This is a genomic window from Comamonas sp. MYb69, from assembly GCF_037479315.1.
Lineage (GTDB): Bacteria > Pseudomonadota > Gammaproteobacteria > Burkholderiales > Burkholderiaceae_C > Comamonas.
Genome location: NZ_JBBGZG010000010.1, coordinates 1 through 18551, shown reverse-complemented (window position 1 = coordinate 18551; position 18551 = coordinate 1). Strand labels below are relative to the sequence as shown.

Sequence of the window (18551 nt, the reverse complement as noted above, 5' to 3'; positions counted from 1 at the left end):
CGGGATGCTCAGCACCTTAGCCATTGCCAACTACCGCTCCTTGCGCCAGCTGCTGGTGCCGCTGGGGCAGCTCACCGTCATTACCGGGCCCAATGGCAGCGGCAAAAGCAGCGTCTACAAGGCCCTGCGCCTGCTGGCCGATATCGCCCATGGCGGCGTGGTGCGCTCCTTGGTGCGTGAAGGCGGCCTGGCATCCACCCTCTGGGCCGGGCCCGAAGAAATCACGGCGCGCATGCGCCGTGGCGAAGTACCGGTGCAAGGGACGGTGCGGCGCAAACCGCTGCAGCTGCAACTGGGCTTTGCGTCAGATGATGACGGCTTTGGCTATGCCATTGACATTGGCATGCCGGTCCCCAACCAGGCTCTGCAGGCCTTTGCACACGACCCCGAAATCAAGCACGAGGCGCTTTGGGCCGGCCCAACCTGGCGCCCCAGCGCCACGTTGGTGGAGCGCCAGGCTGCCCAGCTGCGCCTGCGCGGTGATGGCCGTGGCGCGGACTGGCAGCCGGTCGAGCGCCCTATCCCGCGCTGGGCCAGCATGCTGACCGAGTTTGTTGACCCCGTTGCCGCGCCCGAGATGCTGACCGTGCGCGAGCAGCTGCGCTCCTGGCGCTTTTACGACCATTTCCGCAGCGATGTGGATGCCCCTGCGCGCCAGCCGCAGCTGGGCACCTACACGCCGGTACTCAGCAACGATGGCGCCGATCTGGCAGCGGCCTGGGAAACCATCCATGCCATTGGCGACCATGAGGCGCTGATGGCAGCGGTGGACGATGCCTTTGCCGGCGCCACCATCTCGGTACACCAGGATGGCAGCCGCCTCGCGCTGCTGATGCACCAGCCCGGCCTGCTGCGCCCGCTGCATACCAATGAGCTGTCTGACGGCACCCTGCGTTACTTGCTGTGGATTGCTGCGCTGCTGACACCGCGCCCGCCGCAGATGCTGGTGCTCAACGAGCCCGAAACCAGCCTGCACCCCGACCTGCTGCCTGCCTTGGGCCGCCTGGTGGCTGTGGCGGCGCGCCAGACCCAGGTGATCGTCGTCACCCACGCCAACCGCCTGCTGGCCGCGTTGGAAGACGCCGCCGCCGAGCTGGACTACCAGGCCATCCATTTGGAAAAGAATCTGGGCGAGACCCATATCGCCAATATCCCAGCGAGCGAGCTGCCGCGCTGGCAATGGCATGAGCGCTAGACCCAGGTGCCTGCCTCAATCGAGGCGTTTGAAGTAGGCGTCCAGTTCCGCGCGCGCGGTCAAGGTCTGGTTCACCGGCGCTGCCATATCCTCATAGCCAAGCGCCATGCCGCAGACTACCGTTTGCGTGGCCGGCAGCGCCAGCGCATCGCGGATCAGACCCGGGTACGAGGCCATGGCGCCAATGGCACAGGTCGCCAAACCGCGTGACTGCGCCGCCAGCATCAGTCCGTAGATGGCCATGCCCAGGTCCATATAGCCGCCCGGCCCAAAGCCACTGTCGATGGTGATGATGAGGGCCACGGGGGCATCAAAAAAGCGAAAGTTGCGCCCAAACTGCGCGCCCCGCCCGGCTGCATCGCCCCGCTCCACGCCCAAGGCGCCATACAAGGCCTGGGCCGCTGCTACCTGGCGCTTGCGCAGCGACAGCGGCAGAGGGTTGGGGAAATAGCCATAGTCCTCGGCCTCTTGCTCGCCCGCCGCATAGGCCTGCTGCAGGCGGCTGGAGAGCTGGTCGCGCCGCGCGCCGCACACCTGCCAGAAGTAGCCGGGCTGCAAATTGGCGCCACTGGGCGCACGCCGTGCCTCCTGCAGGCAATCGTGCAGCAGTGCATCGGCGACAGGCTGCGAGCTAAAACCACGCACCGAGCGGCGCAGCTGCGCGCTGCTGGCTGCTGGGGCGGCCGTGCTGATAAGGTAAGGAGAAAGAGGCTTGTTCATGGCAGTGGCCGCCATTGTAGTGAATGGGCGCTTGTATTTGCCATCCAGCCGCCTCGGGCCACGCGGGCAGCGCCGCGCGGGCAGTGCCGACTTGCAGCACAATCCATCCACTTCTCCGCCGTGGCGGAGCGTTCTCCCTCGCCCTCTGCTATGTCGACCTCATCTCCCTCTTCTGACGCGCCGCAAGATGCCCCCAGTGGCAATACGCTGCTCTGGATCCTGTTGGCGCTGGCCCTAGGTTTCGCCGTCTGGCAGCCGCGCAGCCCGCAGGCCACCATGGCGCTGGTCGATTGGCAAACCATTGGCGCCTTGGCCGGCCTGCTGGCGATCACCCAAGCGGTCGAGCGCAGCGGCATGCTGCAGGCCACCGCGCAGCGGCTGCTGACGCGGATATCGACCTTGCGCGGCCTGGCACTGCTGCTGACGGCCACTGCGGCGCTGCTGTCGGCCCTGGTGACCAACGATGTCAGCCTGTTTCTGCTGGTGCCGCTGACGGCCGTGCTGGCCGCCCAGGCCCATTTGCCGTTGGCGCGCCTCGTGGTGCTGCAGGCCTTGGCGGTGAACGCCGGCTCCGCCCTCACCCCCATCGGCAACCCGCAAAACCTCTACCTCTGGCACCGCTCTGGCGAGAGCTTTCTGGGCTTTATGGCGATGATGGGCCCGACCGTCGCCATCATGCTGGCCTGGCTGCTGGTGGCAGTGTGGTGGCTGGTGCCGCGCACCGCCATCACGCTCAAGCCGGCTACTGCAGCCGTTGCCGTGCAGCCGCGTCTGCTGAGCATCGCGGTGCTGCTGTTTGTGGCCTTTGTCATCGCACTGGAGCGCCACTGGACCCTGGCCGGCCTGGGCCTGGTGTTTGGCGTGTTTGCACTGGCAGCGCCCCGGGTGCTGCGCGGCGTGGACTGGGCCTTGCTGGCCACCATTGCGCTGATGTTTGTGGTGCTGCGCCAGGTGGCAGAGCTGCCTGCGATGCAAGCGCTGCTGCTGCAGTGGCCGATTGCCGAAGGCTGGCGCGCCTACCTGGCCGCCATTGTGGCCTCACAGGTCATCAGCAATGTGCCCGCCACCATTTTGCTCGACGGCGCCGTACGCGACCTGCCCGCCCTGGCCGCTGGCGTGAGCGTGGGCGGCTTTGGCTGCGTGCTGGGCTCGCTCGCCAACCTCATCGCCCTGCGCCTGGCGCGCCTGCCCAATGGGCTGTGGGAGTTTCATCGCATCAGCATTCCATTCTTGCTGGTGTGCGCGGCCTCGGCGGCATTGTTGCGCTTGCGGTGAAGTGGCACATGCGATGGCGCCATATTTTGCCAAAGCAGTTGAAGCCAAACCTCAGCGAAGCTGCCACACCCGGCTAAATCCTCGCGGGGCTTTCCCCAGTCTCGCGGATCAATGTCTCAGCAGGAATGCCAAGACCTCGATGCAGGCTACGAATCATGGTCAAAGAGAGCGGGCGCTTGTGCGCTAGCACCTCATAGACCCGATTGGTCTGCCCGATCATCGGCACAAGATCCTTCACTGACAGTCCTTGTTGATCCATTCGAAACTTAATGGCCTCAATAGGGTCCGGTGGGTCTATGGGATAGTGCTTCCGCTCATAGGCCTCAATCAGCGTAACAAGCGCGTCAAACGCTGCCCCTTCTTCACTGTCTGGATCTGGCTCGGTTGGTGCATCAAAGAATGCCTCAGCCGCTTTCAAAGCGGCTTGGTAGTCAGCCTCTGTGCGAATCGGTTTGAGTTGGAATTTCATGCTTTATGCTCCACAGTTTCGACGTCAGCCTGGTCATATTCCTCATGGGTGCCAACGAACTTGATGAACATGACCCCAGCTTTGTAAACCACCGCAACGACGATGCGATAGTCATTGCCCTTGATGTTGAACACAACACGGTTGTTTCCAACAAAGCTTGCATTGCGGTACTGAGCCTTGATCTCAGCCGGTGTTTTCCATTCTGCACTGGAAACCTCTTGGTACCAACCCTGCAAAGGAGCCATCGCGAGTGGATGCTTCTCCCAGAATGTGCGCAACGTGGACAGGGCAATGATTCGCATAGGGTGAATTTTAGTCCCGAATTGGGACTGATACAAGTGACTGTGTAGTTTGGCTCTGCTGAGAAGCCAAAATAATGCCAAGGAGGTTTTCCTCAAGTACGCCGCAGCTGGACCAAGGCAGATCTGACCACCAGCATGCAGCAAAATGGAGCCTAGCAAGAATTCCGATGGTGCGAAGGACTGGTAGCTGTGTTGGTCGCTAGCGCATTTCTGGCGGCCAAACGCCTCCACACATCATTGATTAATAGAAAGATATTTTTATGCGCATAGCCACTTGGAACGTCAACTCCCTCTCCGTCCGTTTGCCGCAGGTGCTGGAATGGCTGGCGGCCAACCCGGTCGATGTGCTGGGCCTGCAGGAGCTCAAGCTGACCGATGACAAGTTTCCACATGAAGCTTTGGCAGAAGCCGGCTACCAGGCAGTGGCCTTTGGCCAGAAGACCTACAACGGCGTAGCCCTGCTCAGCCGGGGCGAGCTCAAGGATGTGGTGCGCGCCAACCCGCAGTTTGCCGATGAGCAGTCGCGCATCATTGCCGGCACGGTGGCCAGCCCGGCTGGCGATATCCGCGTGATCAACTGCTACTTCGTCAACGGCCAGGAGCCGGGCTCGGACAAGTTTGCCTACAAGCTGCGCTGGCTCAGCGGGCTGGAGGCCTATGTGAAGGCCGAGATGGCCTTGCACCCGCGCCTGGTGCTGGTGGGCGATTTCAATGTGGCGCCGGAAGACCGCGACAGCTACGACCCCGATGGCCTGCGCGACACCATCCACCATACCAAGGAAGAGCGCGATGCCTTCCAGGGCCTGCTCGCGCTGGGCCTGACCGATTCTTACCGCCTGTTCGAGCAGCCCGAGAAAAGCTACAGCTGGTGGGACTACCGCATGCTGGGCTTCCAGAAAAACCGGGGTCTGCGCATTGACCATATCCTGGTGAGCGACGCACTCAAGGGCGCGGTGAGCGCCTGCACGATTGACCGCGCACCGCGCAAGAACAAGCAGCCCAGCGACCATGCACCGGTGGTGGTGACCTTGGGCTGATCTGGCCTTCGGCCAATGCAAAAACGGGCCGCAGCCCGTTTTTTTGTTGTCTGTACCGCGCTGAGCGCAGCCCTCAATCAAGCCTTGGGATCTGTCTCCGGCAGCGCATGCATCGCCAGCGCGGCCTCGGCATCGAGCTTGCGGCTCAGGGCTTCGGCGTCTTCTTCGGACAGCAACTCTCCCTCCCACTTCGCGACCACAGCAGAGGCCAGCGAGTTGCCCACGGCATTGGTCGCGGAGCGCCCCATGTCCAGGAAGGTGTCGATGCCCAGGATCAGCAGCAGACCTGCTTCAGGGATATTGAAGTGGCTCAAGGTGGCGGCAATCACCACCAGCGAGGCGCGCGGCACCCCGGCAATGCCCTTGGAGGTGAGCATCAGCACCAGCAGCATGGTGATCTGCGTGCCCAAGGACAGCTCGATGCCATAGGCCTGTGCGATGAACAGGGTCGCAAAGGTGCAGTACATCATCGAGCCATCGAGGTTGAAGGAGTAACCCATCGGCATCACAAAGCTCGAGATCTTGCGCTTGACGCCAAAGCGGTCCAGCGCGTCGAGGATCTTGGGGTAGGCAGCTTCGGAGCTGGCCGTGGCAAAGGACACCATAAAGGCCTCCTTGATGAGGGTCAGCAGCTTGAACACGCGCTTGCCCAGGAAGGCCATGCCGGCCAGCACCAGCAGCGACCACAGAATGAACAGGCCCAGGTAGAACTCGCCCATGAACACGGCGAACTTGAGCAGAATGCCCAGGCCATTGATGGCCACGGTCGAAGCCATGGCCGAGAGCACGGCCAGCGGCGCGAGCTTCATCACATAGCCTGTGATCTTGAGCATCACGTGTGACAGCTCATCAATGGCGGCCAGAAGCGTCTTGGCTTTGTCGCCCAGCGCGGCCATGGCCACACCAAAGAACATCGAGAACACGACGATCTGCAGGATCTCGTTGTTCGCCATCGCTTCGGCAAACGACTTGGGCACGGTGTGGTTGATGAACTCGCGCAAGGTGAACTTGCCGGTGGCCAGGTTCGTGGCCGCGCTCACATCGGGCAGCGGCAGACCGAGGTTGGCGCCGGGCTGCAGCACATTGGCCAGCACCATGCCCAAGAGCAGCGACACGAGCGATGCGGTCAGGAACCACATCATCGCCTTGAAGAACACCCGCCCCACCGAGGCGGCATCGCCCATGTGCGCAATGCCCACCACCAGGGTCGAGAACACCAGCGGCCCGATCAGCATCTTGATCAGGCGCAGGAACACATCCGAGACGATAGCGATATAGCCAGCAATATCCTTGGCAGCGGCTGCATCCGCAGCGCCTGCATTGACTGCGTAGCCCAGTGCAATACCGGCCAGCATCGCCGCCAAAATCCACAGCGCCGACGAAGAGCCCTTTTTGCCCGTGAGAGCCATAACCAATACCTTTGATGTCTGTGATTTATGGTGCTGTCCAGGGCGATCTGGGCCTCGTATGCGGCACATCAGCAAGGCGTTCATGCTGGACTGTGTGCGCTTTTTCCAGCCCGGGCAGGCTTTGCTGCCGGGAGCAAGCGGCGGTTCGGCCGCAAAAGGGAAGAGCGATGAGGCTGCCTTGGACGGCAGGATTGCAGGTTCTGCGGGCCCGATTGTAGCCGCAAGTTTTTACGGGTAAACGCGTACGCCTTGAGAAAGTGGGCGCCTACATGGTAATTTTTTCCCAATTCACGGGAAATATTACAAAGCTGCCAGGCAACTTACGGCGCAGTGCGGGCGGCTTCACAGGCAGTCTGCCCGCTCTCGTATAGACGTCTTGCAACAGCTTATTCAGAACGCGCGCTCTAGCGCGCGCGGGCGTCCTGCATATGCTGCAGCTCATCGGTATAGCGGCGCAGCTGCTGCGCCTGGCCTTGCAGCAGCGGCCGCACATCCAGCGGCAAGGCCGATTCCAGCACGCGCTGGTAGCGCTCTGCCACCAGCACCAGACTGAGGTTGCACTCGGCAATCAGGTCGCGGTCGCTGTGGAGGTTGGCGCGCTGCTTGAACTCGGTCCAGCGGCGGTGCATGCGACCAGCGGCGCTCAATCCTGGCCGCTCGACCAGCGGGCTGGGCTCGGCCAGTTGCAGCTGCACATCCTGCAGCTGCCAGTCCATGGCGCGGAACTGCTCGGCTAGCGCATACAGATGGCTGCGCAACGCAATCGCCCGGGCTTGCTCGCTGCCCGCGACCAGGCATTCCTCGCAATCGGCCAGTCCTTGCTGCAGCACGCGCACCGCGTGCTGCACCTGGGCGGCAGACAGCTGTTCGCCTTGCAGGCCGCTGATCGCATGGTCATAGGCAGCGCGTGCAATGGTCCTCGCCTCGGGCCAGTCCATGGGGTTGCTGCCGCGCACATGCTGCCACTGCACCTCCAGTTGGGTGGCCAGCGCATCAAAGCCCGAGGGGTTACGCTGCGCGGCATACCAGCCCAGCGCCAGCGCCGGGCGGTAGGCCTCGAAGGGTTGGCCCGCCACATAAAAATCCATGCTTTGGTAGTGGCTGCGCCAGTAGCTGTCTTCGCGCGCTGGGTTGCCCCACAGGGCCTTGGCCTTGGGCGGCAGGCCGCCGGCCATGGCGCTGTGCAGCGCGTCGCCCGCCAGCTGAGCCATGCCATTGGCGGTCGACGCTGCCAGCCGCAAGCTATTGAGCAGCGCCGAGCGCTGGCGGCCAATGCGTTCGGGCGAATTGCGGTACGCCTGGGCCGAAAACACCGAAGTCATCTTTTGCATGGATTGCACCACCGGACAGACAGGAATAGCCCATTGTGGCACGGTTCAAACCGTATCGATGGCGGGCCTCTGTCAGCGAAACCGCCGCTTTGAAAGGCGGCGGTTTTTCTAAAGATCGGCGCGCTTACGCATCAATCATCGCTGGCCGACAGCCCCAGCTCCTGGATCTTGCGCGTGATGGTATTGCGGCCAATGCCCAGGCGCTGGGCCGCTTCCATGCGGCGGCCATGGGTGGCGGCCAGTGCACTCTTGATCAGCTGCGACTCAAAGCGGCGGCTGAGCACATCCCAGACCTCGGTGCTGCCCGATTGCAGCAGCACATCGGCCTCGCGGGCCAGATCGCCCTCCCAATCACCGCCCTGCGCTGCGCCATTGGCCACGCCATGGACGGGTATGGACACGGCAGGCAGGCTGGCTGGCACCTCCGCGGCAGCGGGCCGGTAGCTGTGCTCTTGCGGCGCAGCCTGCACGGCTTGCGCTGCGCTGGGCTGGCTGGGGGTGACCGGCGGCGCAGCAGGCGTGGCCTGCAGCACTTCCGGTGGCAGATCCTGCACGGACACCCATTGCGCGGGCGCCATGACGGTGATCCAGTGGCAGATGTTCTCCAGCTGCCGCACATTGCCCGGGAACGCAAACTGGGCCAGTTGGGCCAGTGCCGCTTCCGACAGCTGCTTGGGCTCCACCCCCAGTTGCTTGGCGCTGGCAGCCAGAAAATGCCGCGCCAGCATCGGAATGTCTTCCTTGCGCTCGCGCAGCGGTGGCAGGCGCAGGCGGATCACATTGAGGCGGTGGAACAAGTCCTCGCGGAACACGCCCTTGTGCACCCGGTCTTCCAGGTTCTGGTGGGTGGCCGCTATCACGCGCACATGCGACTTGACCGGCACATGGCCGCCCACACGGTAGAAATGCCCGTCAGACAGCACGCGCAGCAGCCGGGTTTGCAGGTCAAACGGCATGTCGCCGATTTCGTCCAGAAACAAGGTGCCGCCCTCGGCCTGCTCAAAGCGGCCCCGGCGCTGGGTCTGCGCGCCGGTGAAGGCACCGCGCTCATGGCCGAACAGCTCGCTCTCGAGCAGATCCTTGGGGATGGCCGCAGTGTTGATGGCGACAAAAGGGCCGCCCGCTACCGGCGAATGCTTGTGCAGCGCGCGCGCGACCAGCTCCTTGCCCGAGCCAGACTCGCCCGTCACCATCACCGTGACATTGCTTTGCGACAGCCGGCCGATGGCACGGAACACATCCTGCATCGCAGGCGCCTGGCCGAGCATCTCTCCGCCGCCAGCGGCCTGCGATAGCTCGGGCGCCTGGCTTTCGCTCTGCTGCACGGCGCGCTTGATCAGCTCCACCGCCTTGGGCAGGTCAAAGGGCTTGGGCAGGTATTCAAAGGCTCCGCGCTGGAAGGCCGAGACGGCGCTGTCCAGGTCCGAGTACGCGGTCATGATGATGACCGGCAGCTGCGGATGGTCTTCGTGCACCTGTTCGAGCAACTGCAGGCCATTGCCGCCCGGCATGCGGATGTCGCTGACCAGCACCGACGGCGCCAGCGCCTGGTCGCTCACATTGTCAAAGGCTTCGAGTACTTCCTTGGGATGCACAAAGCTGCGCGTGGGCAGCTGCTCGCGGGCGAGTGCCTTCTCCAGTACAAATCGGATCGACGGGTCATCATCCACTATCCAGATTGGTTTCATTGTCGCTATCACCCTACCCTTACAGTTCTACATACCGTGGTCCTGCAGCAAGGGAAGCCAACTGCCCCCTAGTCTGTCAACGGCAGCATGATGCGGAAATCCGTGCGCCCGGGCTCGCTCTCGCATTCAATCAGGCCTTCATGCCGTTGCACAAAGGTCTGCGCCAGCGGCAAACCCAGGCCCGTGCCACCATCACGTCCGGTCACCAAGGGGTAGAAGATCCGCTCCTTGATGTCCGGCTCGATGCCAGGACCGTTGTCGATGACATGCAATTCCAGTGCCAACTTGTGCCGCTTGCGGCCCAAGGTCAGCTGCCGGGCAATGCGGGTGCGCAAAGTAATGCGCGCATTGTCCTGGGCCATTTGCGGGACCAGCACCTGCGCAGCATTTTGCACAATGTTCAGCAAGGCCTGGATCAGCTGCTCGCGGTCACCACGGATCTCGGGCAGCGAGGTGTCGTAATCGCGCTCGATGCGCAGGCCCTGCGGGTACTCCAGCAGCACCAGCTGGCAGACGCGCTCGCAGACCTCGTGGATATTCACATCCCCCACCGTGTGCGGGTGGCGGTGCGGCGCGAGCAGGCGGTCCACCAGGGCCTGCAAGCGATCGGCCTCGTGGATGATGACGTCGGTGTATTCCTTGAGCTGGGCATCGGGCAGCTCCAGCTCCAGCAGCTGGGCCGCACCCCGTATGCCGCCCAGCGGGTTCTTGATCTCGTGGGCAAGGTTGCGGATCAGCTCCTTGTTGGCCAGCGCCTGCTCGCGCACACGCTCCTCGCGGTCCTGGCGCACCTGCTGCTCCAGCGGCCACAGCTCCACCAGAATGCTCTCCTCCTCCTCCCACCAGGAGAGGTTGGCATGCACGGGAAAGGCGTCTTGCAGGCTGCGCCGCAATTGCGCCTCAAAGCGCAGCGAGGAAAAGCGCTGCGCGCGCGCATCCACCAGGGCCTTGTGGATCAGCTCATCGTCCTGGAAAAATCCACCAAAGTAGTGGCCCAGAATGCTTTTGCGCGAGACGCCCAGCGCATTCTCCAGCGCCGCATTGACCCGCACGGCGGCGCCATCGAGCCGTATCACGGCGACCAAGGTGGCGATGTGTTCCAGCGCCTGCCATTCGCGATCCATGGCACGGAGGTCAGACATGGGATATGCCCCAAAAGGTAGAAGCTTTGATTATGGGGCCGGCAGGCGTTGGAGCTCACGCTGGATGCCGGCGATATCGCTGTCGTTGCGCGTGATTTCCTGCTTCAGATCGGCCACGCGCTTGGTGTAGAAGGCAGGGTTGCGCATCTCCAGGGCGTTTTTCTCGGGCTCGCCGTTGTTGTACTCGCGCGCCAAAGCAAGCTTTTTATCCTGGGCCTTTTTCAGCTCGGTCTCGAGGATGAGGCGCGCATCGGAATCGCGGGCGCGGCCATCGGCCGTGGTGGAGCGTGGCGCGGGGGTGGCAGCGGCGGGCGCGCGCGCGGGGCGCGGGGCAGCTGCGGGGGCATTGGGGGAGGGCGCCGGGCTGGCAGCAGGCGTGTGCGGGCGCGTGCCTTGCACGATGGTGACATTGGCGCCTTCAACCACGGCGCAGCCCTTTTGCCGCGCCTTGGCCACATCGTTGGTGTATTCATTGCCACAGCGATAAATGCGATCCTGCGCCACCGCGCCTTGCGCACATGCCACTGCCACCATCAAAAACAACAACTTTGTATGCATAACCCCGTTTCGCCCGTTCACTCCACTTTGCCCGTATGTCCGTGACAGCCCGTTAGCGGCTTTGCACGATGGCCCCTCTCTGCAACCTGCAGTGTAGCTACAAAGGAGGCCGATCATGCCGAACAGTTCCTGCTGTTACAGATTCACCCCTGTCCGGGCATGCCCCCTGCCCCGAGAGCACGCATAAAAAAAGGCCTGCCACCTTCGCAGGTCGGCAGGCCGTTTTGCCCAAAGGGCCAGGCCACAAGGGCCTGGCCAGCAGGGGCTTACAGCGAGTAGTACATGTCGTATTCGACAGGGTGCACGGCTTGGCGGAAGCGGGTCACTTCGCCCATCTTCAGCTCGATGTAGGCGTCCAGCATGCTGTCGCTGAACACGCCGCCCTTGGTCAGGAACGCGCGGTCGGCATCCAGTGCTTCCAAGGCCTGGTCCAGGCTGTGGCACACGGTAGGCACCAGCTTGTCTTCCTCTGGAGGCAGATGGTACAGATCCTTGGTGGCAGCTTCACCCGGATGGATCTTGTTTTCCACGCCGTCCAGACCGGCCATCAACAGCGCTGCGAAGCCCAGGTAGGGGTTCATCAGGGGATCGGGGAAACGTGCTTCCACGCGGCGGCCCTTGGGGTTGCTCACGTAAGGAATACGGATCGATGCCGAGCGGTTCTTGGCCGAGTAAGCCAGCTTCACAGGCGCTTCGAAACCAGGAACCAGGCGCTTGTAGCTGTTGGTGCCAGGGTTGGTGATGGCGTTCAGTGCACGGGCGTGCTTGATGATGCCGCCGATGTAGTACAGCGCGAAATCGGACAGACCGGCATAGCCGTCACCGGCGAACAGGTTCTTGCCGTCTTTCCACACGGACTGGTGCACGTGCATGCCCGAGCCGTTGTCGCCCGAGTATGGCTTAGGCATGAAGGTCGCGGTCTTGCCGTAGGTGTCTGCCACGTTCCAGATCACGTACTTTTGCACCTGGGTCCAGTCCGCACGTTCCACCAGGGTGGAGAAACGGGTGCCCAGTTCGTTCTGGCCAGCGCCCGCCACTTCGTGGTGGAACACTTCAACCGGGATGCCCAGCGATTCGAGCAGCAGGGACATTTCAGCGCGCATGTCCTGGGTGCTGTCAACAGGAGGCACGGGGAAGTAGCCGCCCTTGACGCGTGGACGGTGGCCACGGTTGCCGTTGTCGAACTTGGCGCCGCTGTTCCAGGGTGCTTCGTACTCTTCGATGTCGAAGAAAGGGTTGTTGGGTTCGGTGCTCCAACGCACGCCGTCGAAGATGAAGAATTCTGGCTCTGGACCGAAGTAGGCGGTGTCGCCCAGGCCCGATGCCTTCAGGTAGGCTTCTGCGCGCTTGGCCACCGAACGTGGATCGCGGTCATAGGCCTTGCCATCACCGGGCTCGATCACGTCGCACTGCAGGAACATCGTGGTTTCGTCAAAGAACGGATCGATGTTGGCGGTGTTGGGATCGGGCATCAGCAGCATGTCGGATGCTTCGATACCCTTCCAGCCAGCGATGGAGGAGCCATCAAACGCGTGGCCCGAGGTGAACTTGTCTTCGTCAAAGTGCGAGATAGGCACCGTGACGTGCTGTTCCTTGCCACGGGTGTCGGTGAAACGCAGATCAACGAACTTGACCTCGTTCTCGTCCAACATGCTCATCACATCTGCAACGCTCTTGGCCATCTAATGCTCCAAAGAAAATCGTGAATAAAAAGGGCTGTGCCAAGACTAAAGCAGTTTACGTGCCAGTTTTGTGACATGCCCATGCCGACCAGAAAATGCGGGCCCGCCAGAACGCGATCGCAGCCGGACTGTGCCCAATGCCAGACTGTACCGCGCTTTTGGCCTGGGCCTCCGAGGGGCGACGAGGATTTTGCATCCCACCGCCCAGATCCGTGCAGACCAGGGCCTGCATTGCCGAGCAAGCACCAAGATGGTGCAAAACTAACAGCACTTTATGCGGATGGCGCACATGCACCAAAATAGTTATTTATGCACCACATTGGTGCGTAGGCGGCTGAGGCACTGGCCGAGCCCATTGGCACATGCCCTGCTCCGCGCCCTTCCCTCTTTGAAGAGGTTCTTACTTGGGCTCCGTGCCATCGGCCAGCAAGCCGGCATCGGATGTATCGGCCACGAGCGGCTCCGCCACCGGCGGCTGCGGCTGCGCGCCCAGGTCGCCATTCTCGATCCGCAGCTGCTGCAGCGCGGCCAGGCAGAAGTGGATGAACCACAGCGAGGAAAACGCAAAGGTGATGGCATAGATCCACACGGCAATGGGTATCAGCACGACAAAGCCAATGGTGAACACCATGCCCGAGGCCCAGACAACGCTGGGCGCAATGCCGATATAGCCCGAGATGATGCCCATCAGCAAGAGCGGCCAGCGGTGGCGCTGCAGCAGCGTGTCGCGCTCAGCCTTGCTGGCATGCTCGGCAAGGGCATCCACACTCATCACGCGGTAGGTCAGCCAGCCCCAGATGACGGGCGGCACAATCAGCACCAAAGGCGGGATCAGCCACAGCGGCATGGTGACGACAAAGGCCACAATGGCCACCGCCGAGGTGCTCAAGGCCCAGAGCACGCTGGTGACCAGACCCATGCCCTGCTTCTTCTCCAGCCGGGCAAAGCGCTGCTCGGTCACCATGTTGACCAGGGCCGGCGTCATCAAAAGCGCAATCACCAGCAGCGCGACCACCGCTGCCACCGGCGTGATCAGGATCAGCACCACAAAGGGCGCAATGCCGGCCGCAAAACCTTCGGTGCCACTGCTGCCAAACCAGCTGAATACCGTGCGCAGCCAGCCAATCGTCTCCACCCAGTGCTGCATCGTCGCCACGGCGCCCGACCAGTAAAAATAGCTCCAGCCACCCAAGGCCACCAGCATCACCACCAGTGGCAGCACCGACAGCAGCATGACCCGGGGCCGGAAACAATAGGCGGCGGCACGCCAGAAGGCATCAAACATCAGGCGGGAGCCCGCAGACGCGAGGGGCATGGGGTGAACTCCTTGTGTATCTGGGCGGGTGGCCAGGCTGGCGGGCCGCTCAGTGATTCGGTATCAAGCGGGTGTGCCGCACCTAGGCGCGGCCCAAAAGGCGCAGTACCCCACGCCATTGCTGGCTCCAAAAGCCGCGCCCGTAATCACGCAGCTGCCCTTGCCGGTTGGGCTGCACCTGGTCACGGATGCCGGTGGGGTCATAGCGTAGCTCAAAGTTGGCGGTGCCAAAAAGCATATCCCACCATGGCAGCAGCACACCAAAATTGCAGCCCCCCAAGCGGGTGCGCGGGGCAGCCTCGCCGGCTTTCACAGCGGTTTTGGGCGCGGCATTGTTGGCAGGCGACTCATGGCCGATGCCGATCGCATGGTGACGGCGGTGAAAACGCGGGCTGATCCACAGCCGCTCACCCAGGCGGCCAAACCACAGGCGCAGATTGGCATGCTGCAGGCTTTCGCTCAGCTGGGTGATCGCGACAATCGCCACAAACTGGCTGGGTGCGACACCGATCAACACGGCGACAAACACCAGAATACTGTCATGCACCAGGTCATCGAGCAGGTGGTTGCGGTTGTCGCTCCACATCGTCATCTGCTGCTGCGAATGGTGCAAGGCATGCAGGCGCCACCACCAGACAAACTGGTGCTGGCCCCGGTGGATCCAGTAGGCGACAAAGTCGAACACCACCAGGTAGATCAACAGGCTGACCCAGCCCAGGTCGGTCACGCCAGGCCAGAGCGCGTCCAGGTGCCAGGTCTCAAAGCCGCGCACGCGCAGCGCGCCCACCACCATGTCCCACAGCGGATCGATGGTAAAGAACAAGGCCAGGCGGAACAGGCCCAGGCGATGGATAAAGGTGTAGAGCATGTCCACACGGATCGCATGCCGGTCGGTCACGGCCTCGACCGGCCGCCAGCGCTGCAAGGGCGCAATCACCAGCACCATGACGAGGATCTGCAGGCAGCCTACGAGGAACCAGCCCGCTGCCGTGTAGCCATCTTCCAGATAGCTGGCCAGGCCGAGGTTGAACAGCAGCGGCTGCAGCAACTGCTCAAACAGCCACTGCTGTGCGTTGTCAAAAAGCGTGCTGAGAAATTCCATGGCAAACCATTAGTTCAAACCGGGCCGCAAGCCCTGCAGCCGCCAGTGTGCGCTACGACAAGCGCTCTCAGCCACCATGCTGACGAATCCAATCTTGGTACTGCGGGTGCTCACGCAAGGTGGCAAAACAAAATCCCTTGGCCTGCAAGCCTTCAATCAAGGGCTGCAGCACGGCGGGTGCCCAGGGGTCCTTGCGGTCCCAGATGCCCAGGTGGGCCAGCAAGATATCGCCGGGGCGGATGTCGCGCAGCGCCTTGTCCAGCAACTGCTGGTTGGGGTACTTGTCGCTGGGCAATTCATCGCCCAGAAAGCCCGCTGGCGACCAGCCCACATGGGCATAGCCGCAGCGCCTGGCCGCCGCAATCAGGCTGGGCGAGGTCTTGCCGCCGGGCGCGCGGAACAGCGGCAAAGGCTTGACGCCGGTGATCTTGGCCAAGCGGTCTTCAGATTGCTGGATCTGCGCGCAGTACTGTGCGGCCGACCATTCAAAACGCTGCCCGGCCTGCGGGCCTTGCGAAGGCTGCACCTTGAAGCGGGGCGCAGCACCTGCCGGCACTTTGATGTCGCCACGCCAGTAGGTATGGTCCCAGGTGTGCGAGGCAAAGACATGGCCTTCTGCAGCACGCGCGCGCCACCAAGGGGCCCAGTGGTCACCCAGGCTGCCATCGCCCTCCTTGGTGCGCTCATTGGCGGCAAAGAAGGTCACCTTCACCTGCGTCTTGCGCAAGACGTCGGCGATCTGGTTGGCCACGCCCATGTGGCCGGTGTCCAAGGTCAGATAGACAGGCTTGCTGCAGCTGCCTGCCGCAGTGGCTGCAGCGGCAGGCGCTGGAGCAGCAGGCTGGGCAAAGGCAGCTGCGCTGCCCCAACTTGCGGCCAGAAGCCAGAAAAATGTGCTGCGCATGGCGTGGAGATCCCCTCTGCTACTGACTCAATAATGCACGGGCCATGCACTAGCGCGGTGCGTGGTCCAGCACCCAGATGCCATGCGGCGACTTGCCCACCTTCACCTGGTTGACCACCTTGCGCTCGACCGTATCGATCACGCTCATCTTGCCCGCCCAGCGCGAGCTGAGGTAGATATAGCGGCCATCCGGGCTCACATCCATGCAGTCAGGGCCGCTGGGGCCGGGATAGCGGTCAACGACCGTCTGGCTCAGCATGTCGAGCTTGCTGATGGTATTGGCCACCCGGTTGCTGACAAAAAGATGGCGGCCATCGCCGGTCGCGCGGAAGGCGTGTGCACCCTTGTCGGTCTTGATGGTCTTGACCAGCTGGGGCTCTGCGCCGCTCACATCAAACACCTGCACGCCGTCGCTGCCGGTCAGTGCGACAAAAACGAATTTGTCGTCCGGGCTGCCATACAAGTCAGCGGGCATCTGCCCCGTCTTGGTGCGCCATTTCAGGGTCTGGGTGGCGATGTCGATCGCGACCAGCTCATCGCTGTCCTGCATGGTCGAGTAGATCGTCCGGCTCTTACTGTCGATCCACAGGTGGCTGGGCGTCTTGCCGGTGGCAATGCGCTTGACCAGCTTGGGCTCTTGCCCATCCCAGCGGTAGATGTCGATGTGGTTGAGGCGGTTGGCTGCCGTCACAAACCACTTCATGTCGGGCGAAAAACGCAGATGGTAGGGGTCGGAGATGCCCTGAATCACGCGCTGCACCTCGGCCGTCTTGGGATCGACAAAGGTCAGCGAGTCACCGGTCGCATTGGCCACAATCACCGACTTGCTGTCCGGCGTCAGGTACAGGTGGTGGGGCTCCTTGCCCGTAGGAATGCGCTTGACCTCTTTCCAGGTCGTAGGGTCAATCACGCTGATGCTGGCATCCAGCGAATTGAGCACCAAAATGGGGTTGGCAGCATGCACCGCAGTGGCGGCAAAGGCCATCACCGCAAGCAGAGAACGGGCAAAAACGAAAGGCTTCACAAGCGATTCCTACTAGTAACGCAGCGAGTGTAGCCGCCCGCGATAAATTGCAGCACGACGCAGGGGCGATTGGCGATGTAAATAATCGTTGAACTTGCGCCAAAGCTACAGCAGGCCCAAAACCATCAGGGCTTGAGCAGTGCCAGCTCGTCGGCCTTCAACCAGCGCCACTCGCCCGGCTTGAGCTCATCGCTCAGCACCAGGCCACCAATCTGCGCCCGGTGCAGGCCCTCCACCCGGTTACCGACCGCTGCCAGCATGCGCTTGACCTGGTGGTATTTGCCTTCGGTCAAGGTCAGATCCAGCGTGTTGTCACCCGTCTTCACGCAGGCCGCAGCCTTCACTGGCTTGGGGTCGTCATCCAGCACCACACCGGCCAACAGACGCTCGACCTGCTGCTCGGTCACCGCATGCTTGGCCGTCACCTGGTAGCGCTTGGGCACATGCTTCTTGGGCGAGCTCATGCGGTGGATGAACTGGCCATCGTCGCTCAGCAGCAGCATGCCAGTCGTGTCCTGGTCCAGGCGGCCGACGGCCTGCAAACCCTGGATGGCGTTCTTGTTGGGGCGCGTGCGCAGCGGCACCGGCAGCAGGCTGTAGATGCTGGGATAGGCCGAAGGCTTTTGCGAGCACTCGGTGCCGGCTGGCTTGTTCAGCAGCACATAGCCCAGCGCATGGTATTCCCACTCCACGCCCTGCACCTTGAAGCGCAGGCCCTCGGGCTCTATGTCGGCGGTCGAATCCGTCTCCGCAACCCATTCGTTCGCCTGTGCATCCCACAACTGCACCCAGCCTTGTTGCACCAGGCCCGAGCACACGCGGCGCACACCAAAACCCTGCGAATACAACATATCCTGCAACTGCATCCCAACCCCTTCACGCCAGCCACAGACCGCTGCTGCAGCGAGATAAAAAGAAAAACCCCTCTACTCGGTAGAGCAGAGGGGTTGATCAGTATAAAAGCCTGACGATGACCTACTTTCACACGGGAATCCGCACTATCATCGGCGCGAAGTCGTTTCACTGTCCTGTTCGGGATGGGAAGGAGTGGTACCAACTTGCTATGGTCATCAGGCATAACTTTTTGCTCCTTGGCGGCTTTGCGCTGATCGGTCGATCAGGGCATTGCTGCTTTCGAAGCGAATTCATAGAGTCGGCATCAAGCTTTGGGGCTTGGTGCTATCAGCGTTTAATTTGATTGCGCCGACCTGAGCCAGTGATTGTAACACGCTGTGGTGTTCATCATGGTCTGATCTCAAGTCTTTGGCATAACTGCAGTTGCAGTGTTCTTTGCATTGGGCCCCATCTAAGGGAAGGGCCCATCAAAGTTATAGGGTCAAGCCGCACGAGCAATTAGTATTGGTTAGCTTAACGCATTGCTGCGCTTCCACACCCAAC

The 18551-nt window shown here is 62.3% G+C and carries 17 protein-coding genes and 1 rRNA gene; 3 read left to right on the top strand and 15 right to left on the bottom strand.

The window, feature by feature from the left end; translation table 11 throughout:
• The first annotated feature begins 4 nt into the window (after positions 1 to 4).
• Entirely contained in the window at positions 5 to 1195 is a 1191-nt protein-coding gene (locus tag WH303_RS14645) for an AAA family ATPase (protein WP_339519378.1), read from the top strand.
• 15 nt (positions 1196 to 1210) lie between these two features.
• Here WH303_RS14645 and WH303_RS14640 read toward each other — a convergent pair whose 3' ends face one another.
• Complete coding sequence (locus WH303_RS14640; protein ID WP_339519376.1) at positions 1211 to 1915, bottom strand: nitroreductase; 705 nt, start codon at positions 1913 to 1915, stop codon at positions 1211 to 1213.
• 150 nt (positions 1916 to 2065) lie between these two features.
• Between WH303_RS14640 and WH303_RS14635 the strand changes: the two genes are divergently transcribed.
• Complete coding sequence (locus WH303_RS14635; protein WP_339519374.1) at positions 2066 to 3190, top strand: SLC13 family permease; 1125 nt, start codon at positions 2066 to 2068, stop codon at positions 3188 to 3190.
• Positions 3191 to 3263: 73 nt separating this feature from the next.
• Here the strand turns inward: WH303_RS14635 and WH303_RS14630 are convergent, their stop codons facing one another.
• Positions 3264 to 3659 (bottom strand): helix-turn-helix domain-containing protein, encoded by a 396-nt coding sequence (locus tag WH303_RS14630; RefSeq protein ID WP_021025415.1) that lies wholly within the window; start codon positions 3657 to 3659, stop codon positions 3264 to 3266.
• Positions 3656 to 3961 carry a type II toxin-antitoxin system HigB family toxin gene (locus WH303_RS14625; protein ID WP_027010542.1) on the bottom strand — a complete coding sequence of 102 codons (306 nt, stop codon included), beginning with the start codon at positions 3959 to 3961 and terminating at the stop codon, positions 3656 to 3658. The genes WH303_RS14630 and WH303_RS14625 overlap by 4 nt, the downstream gene beginning before the upstream one ends.
• Positions 3962 to 4221: 260 nt before the next feature.
• Between WH303_RS14625 and xth the strand changes: the two genes are divergently transcribed.
• Positions 4222 to 4998 (top strand): exodeoxyribonuclease III, encoded by a 777-nt coding sequence (gene xth, locus WH303_RS14620; RefSeq protein WP_339519371.1) that lies wholly within the window; start codon positions 4222 to 4224, stop codon positions 4996 to 4998.
• Between the two features lie 77 nt (positions 4999 to 5075).
• Here xth and WH303_RS14615 read toward each other — a convergent pair whose 3' ends face one another.
• The 12 genes from WH303_RS14615 to rrf all read right to left on the bottom strand — a co-directional run bounded on the left by WH303_RS14615 (position 5076) and on the right by rrf (position 18228).
• Positions 5076 to 6407 (bottom strand): dicarboxylate/amino acid:cation symporter, encoded by a 1332-nt coding sequence (locus WH303_RS14615; RefSeq protein WP_312990328.1) that lies wholly within the window; start codon positions 6405 to 6407, stop codon positions 5076 to 5078.
• Positions 6408 to 6811: 404 nt separating this feature from the next.
• Complete coding sequence (locus WH303_RS14610; protein ID WP_339519369.1) at positions 6812 to 7738, bottom strand: hypothetical protein; 927 nt, start codon at positions 7736 to 7738, stop codon at positions 6812 to 6814.
• Positions 7739 to 7869: 131 nt separating this feature from the next.
• Entirely contained in the window at positions 7870 to 9426 is a 1557-nt protein-coding gene (ntrC, locus tag WH303_RS14605) for a nitrogen regulation protein NR(I) (RefSeq protein ID WP_339519368.1), read from the bottom strand.
• 68 nt (positions 9427 to 9494) lie between these two features.
• Positions 9495 to 10568: a nitrogen regulation protein NR(II) gene (gene glnL, locus WH303_RS14600; protein WP_052329739.1), complete on the bottom strand. Its 1074-nt coding sequence runs from the start codon at positions 10566 to 10568 to the stop codon at positions 9495 to 9497.
• A 30-nt stretch (positions 10569 to 10598) separates the two neighbouring features.
• A complete protein-coding gene (locus tag WH303_RS14595; protein WP_339519367.1) occupies positions 10599 to 11126 on the bottom strand; it encodes a hypothetical protein in 528 nt (175 codons plus the stop codon).
• Positions 11127 to 11392: 266 nt separating this feature from the next.
• Entirely contained in the window at positions 11393 to 12808 is a 1416-nt protein-coding gene (glnA, locus tag WH303_RS14590; protein ID WP_116927832.1) for a type I glutamate--ammonia ligase, read from the bottom strand.
• Positions 12809 to 13208: 400 nt separating this feature from the next.
• Positions 13209 to 14123 (bottom strand): EI24 domain-containing protein, encoded by a 915-nt coding sequence (locus WH303_RS14585; protein ID WP_339519363.1) that lies wholly within the window; start codon positions 14121 to 14123, stop codon positions 13209 to 13211.
• 82 nt (positions 14124 to 14205) lie between these two features.
• A complete protein-coding gene (locus WH303_RS14580) occupies positions 14206 to 15225 on the bottom strand; it encodes a sterol desaturase family protein (RefSeq protein WP_339519362.1) in 1020 nt (339 codons plus the stop codon).
• 67 nt (positions 15226 to 15292) lie between these two features.
• A complete protein-coding gene (locus WH303_RS14575) occupies positions 15293 to 16129 on the bottom strand; it encodes a polysaccharide deacetylase family protein (protein WP_021024919.1) in 837 nt (278 codons plus the stop codon).
• Positions 16130 to 16178: 49 nt separating this feature from the next.
• Positions 16179 to 17114: a YVTN family beta-propeller repeat protein gene (locus WH303_RS14570; RefSeq protein ID WP_021024920.1), complete on the bottom strand. Its 936-nt coding sequence runs from the start codon at positions 17112 to 17114 to the stop codon at positions 16179 to 16181.
• A gap of 164 nt (positions 17115 to 17278) precedes the next feature.
• Positions 17279 to 18019: a 16S rRNA pseudouridine(516) synthase gene (locus WH303_RS14565; protein WP_021024921.1), complete on the bottom strand. Its 741-nt coding sequence runs from the start codon at positions 18017 to 18019 to the stop codon at positions 17279 to 17281.
• A 96-nt stretch (positions 18020 to 18115) separates the two neighbouring features.
• Positions 18116 to 18228, bottom strand: a 5S ribosomal RNA gene (rrf, locus tag WH303_RS14560).
• Between the last annotated feature and the right edge of the window lie 323 nt (positions 18229 to 18551).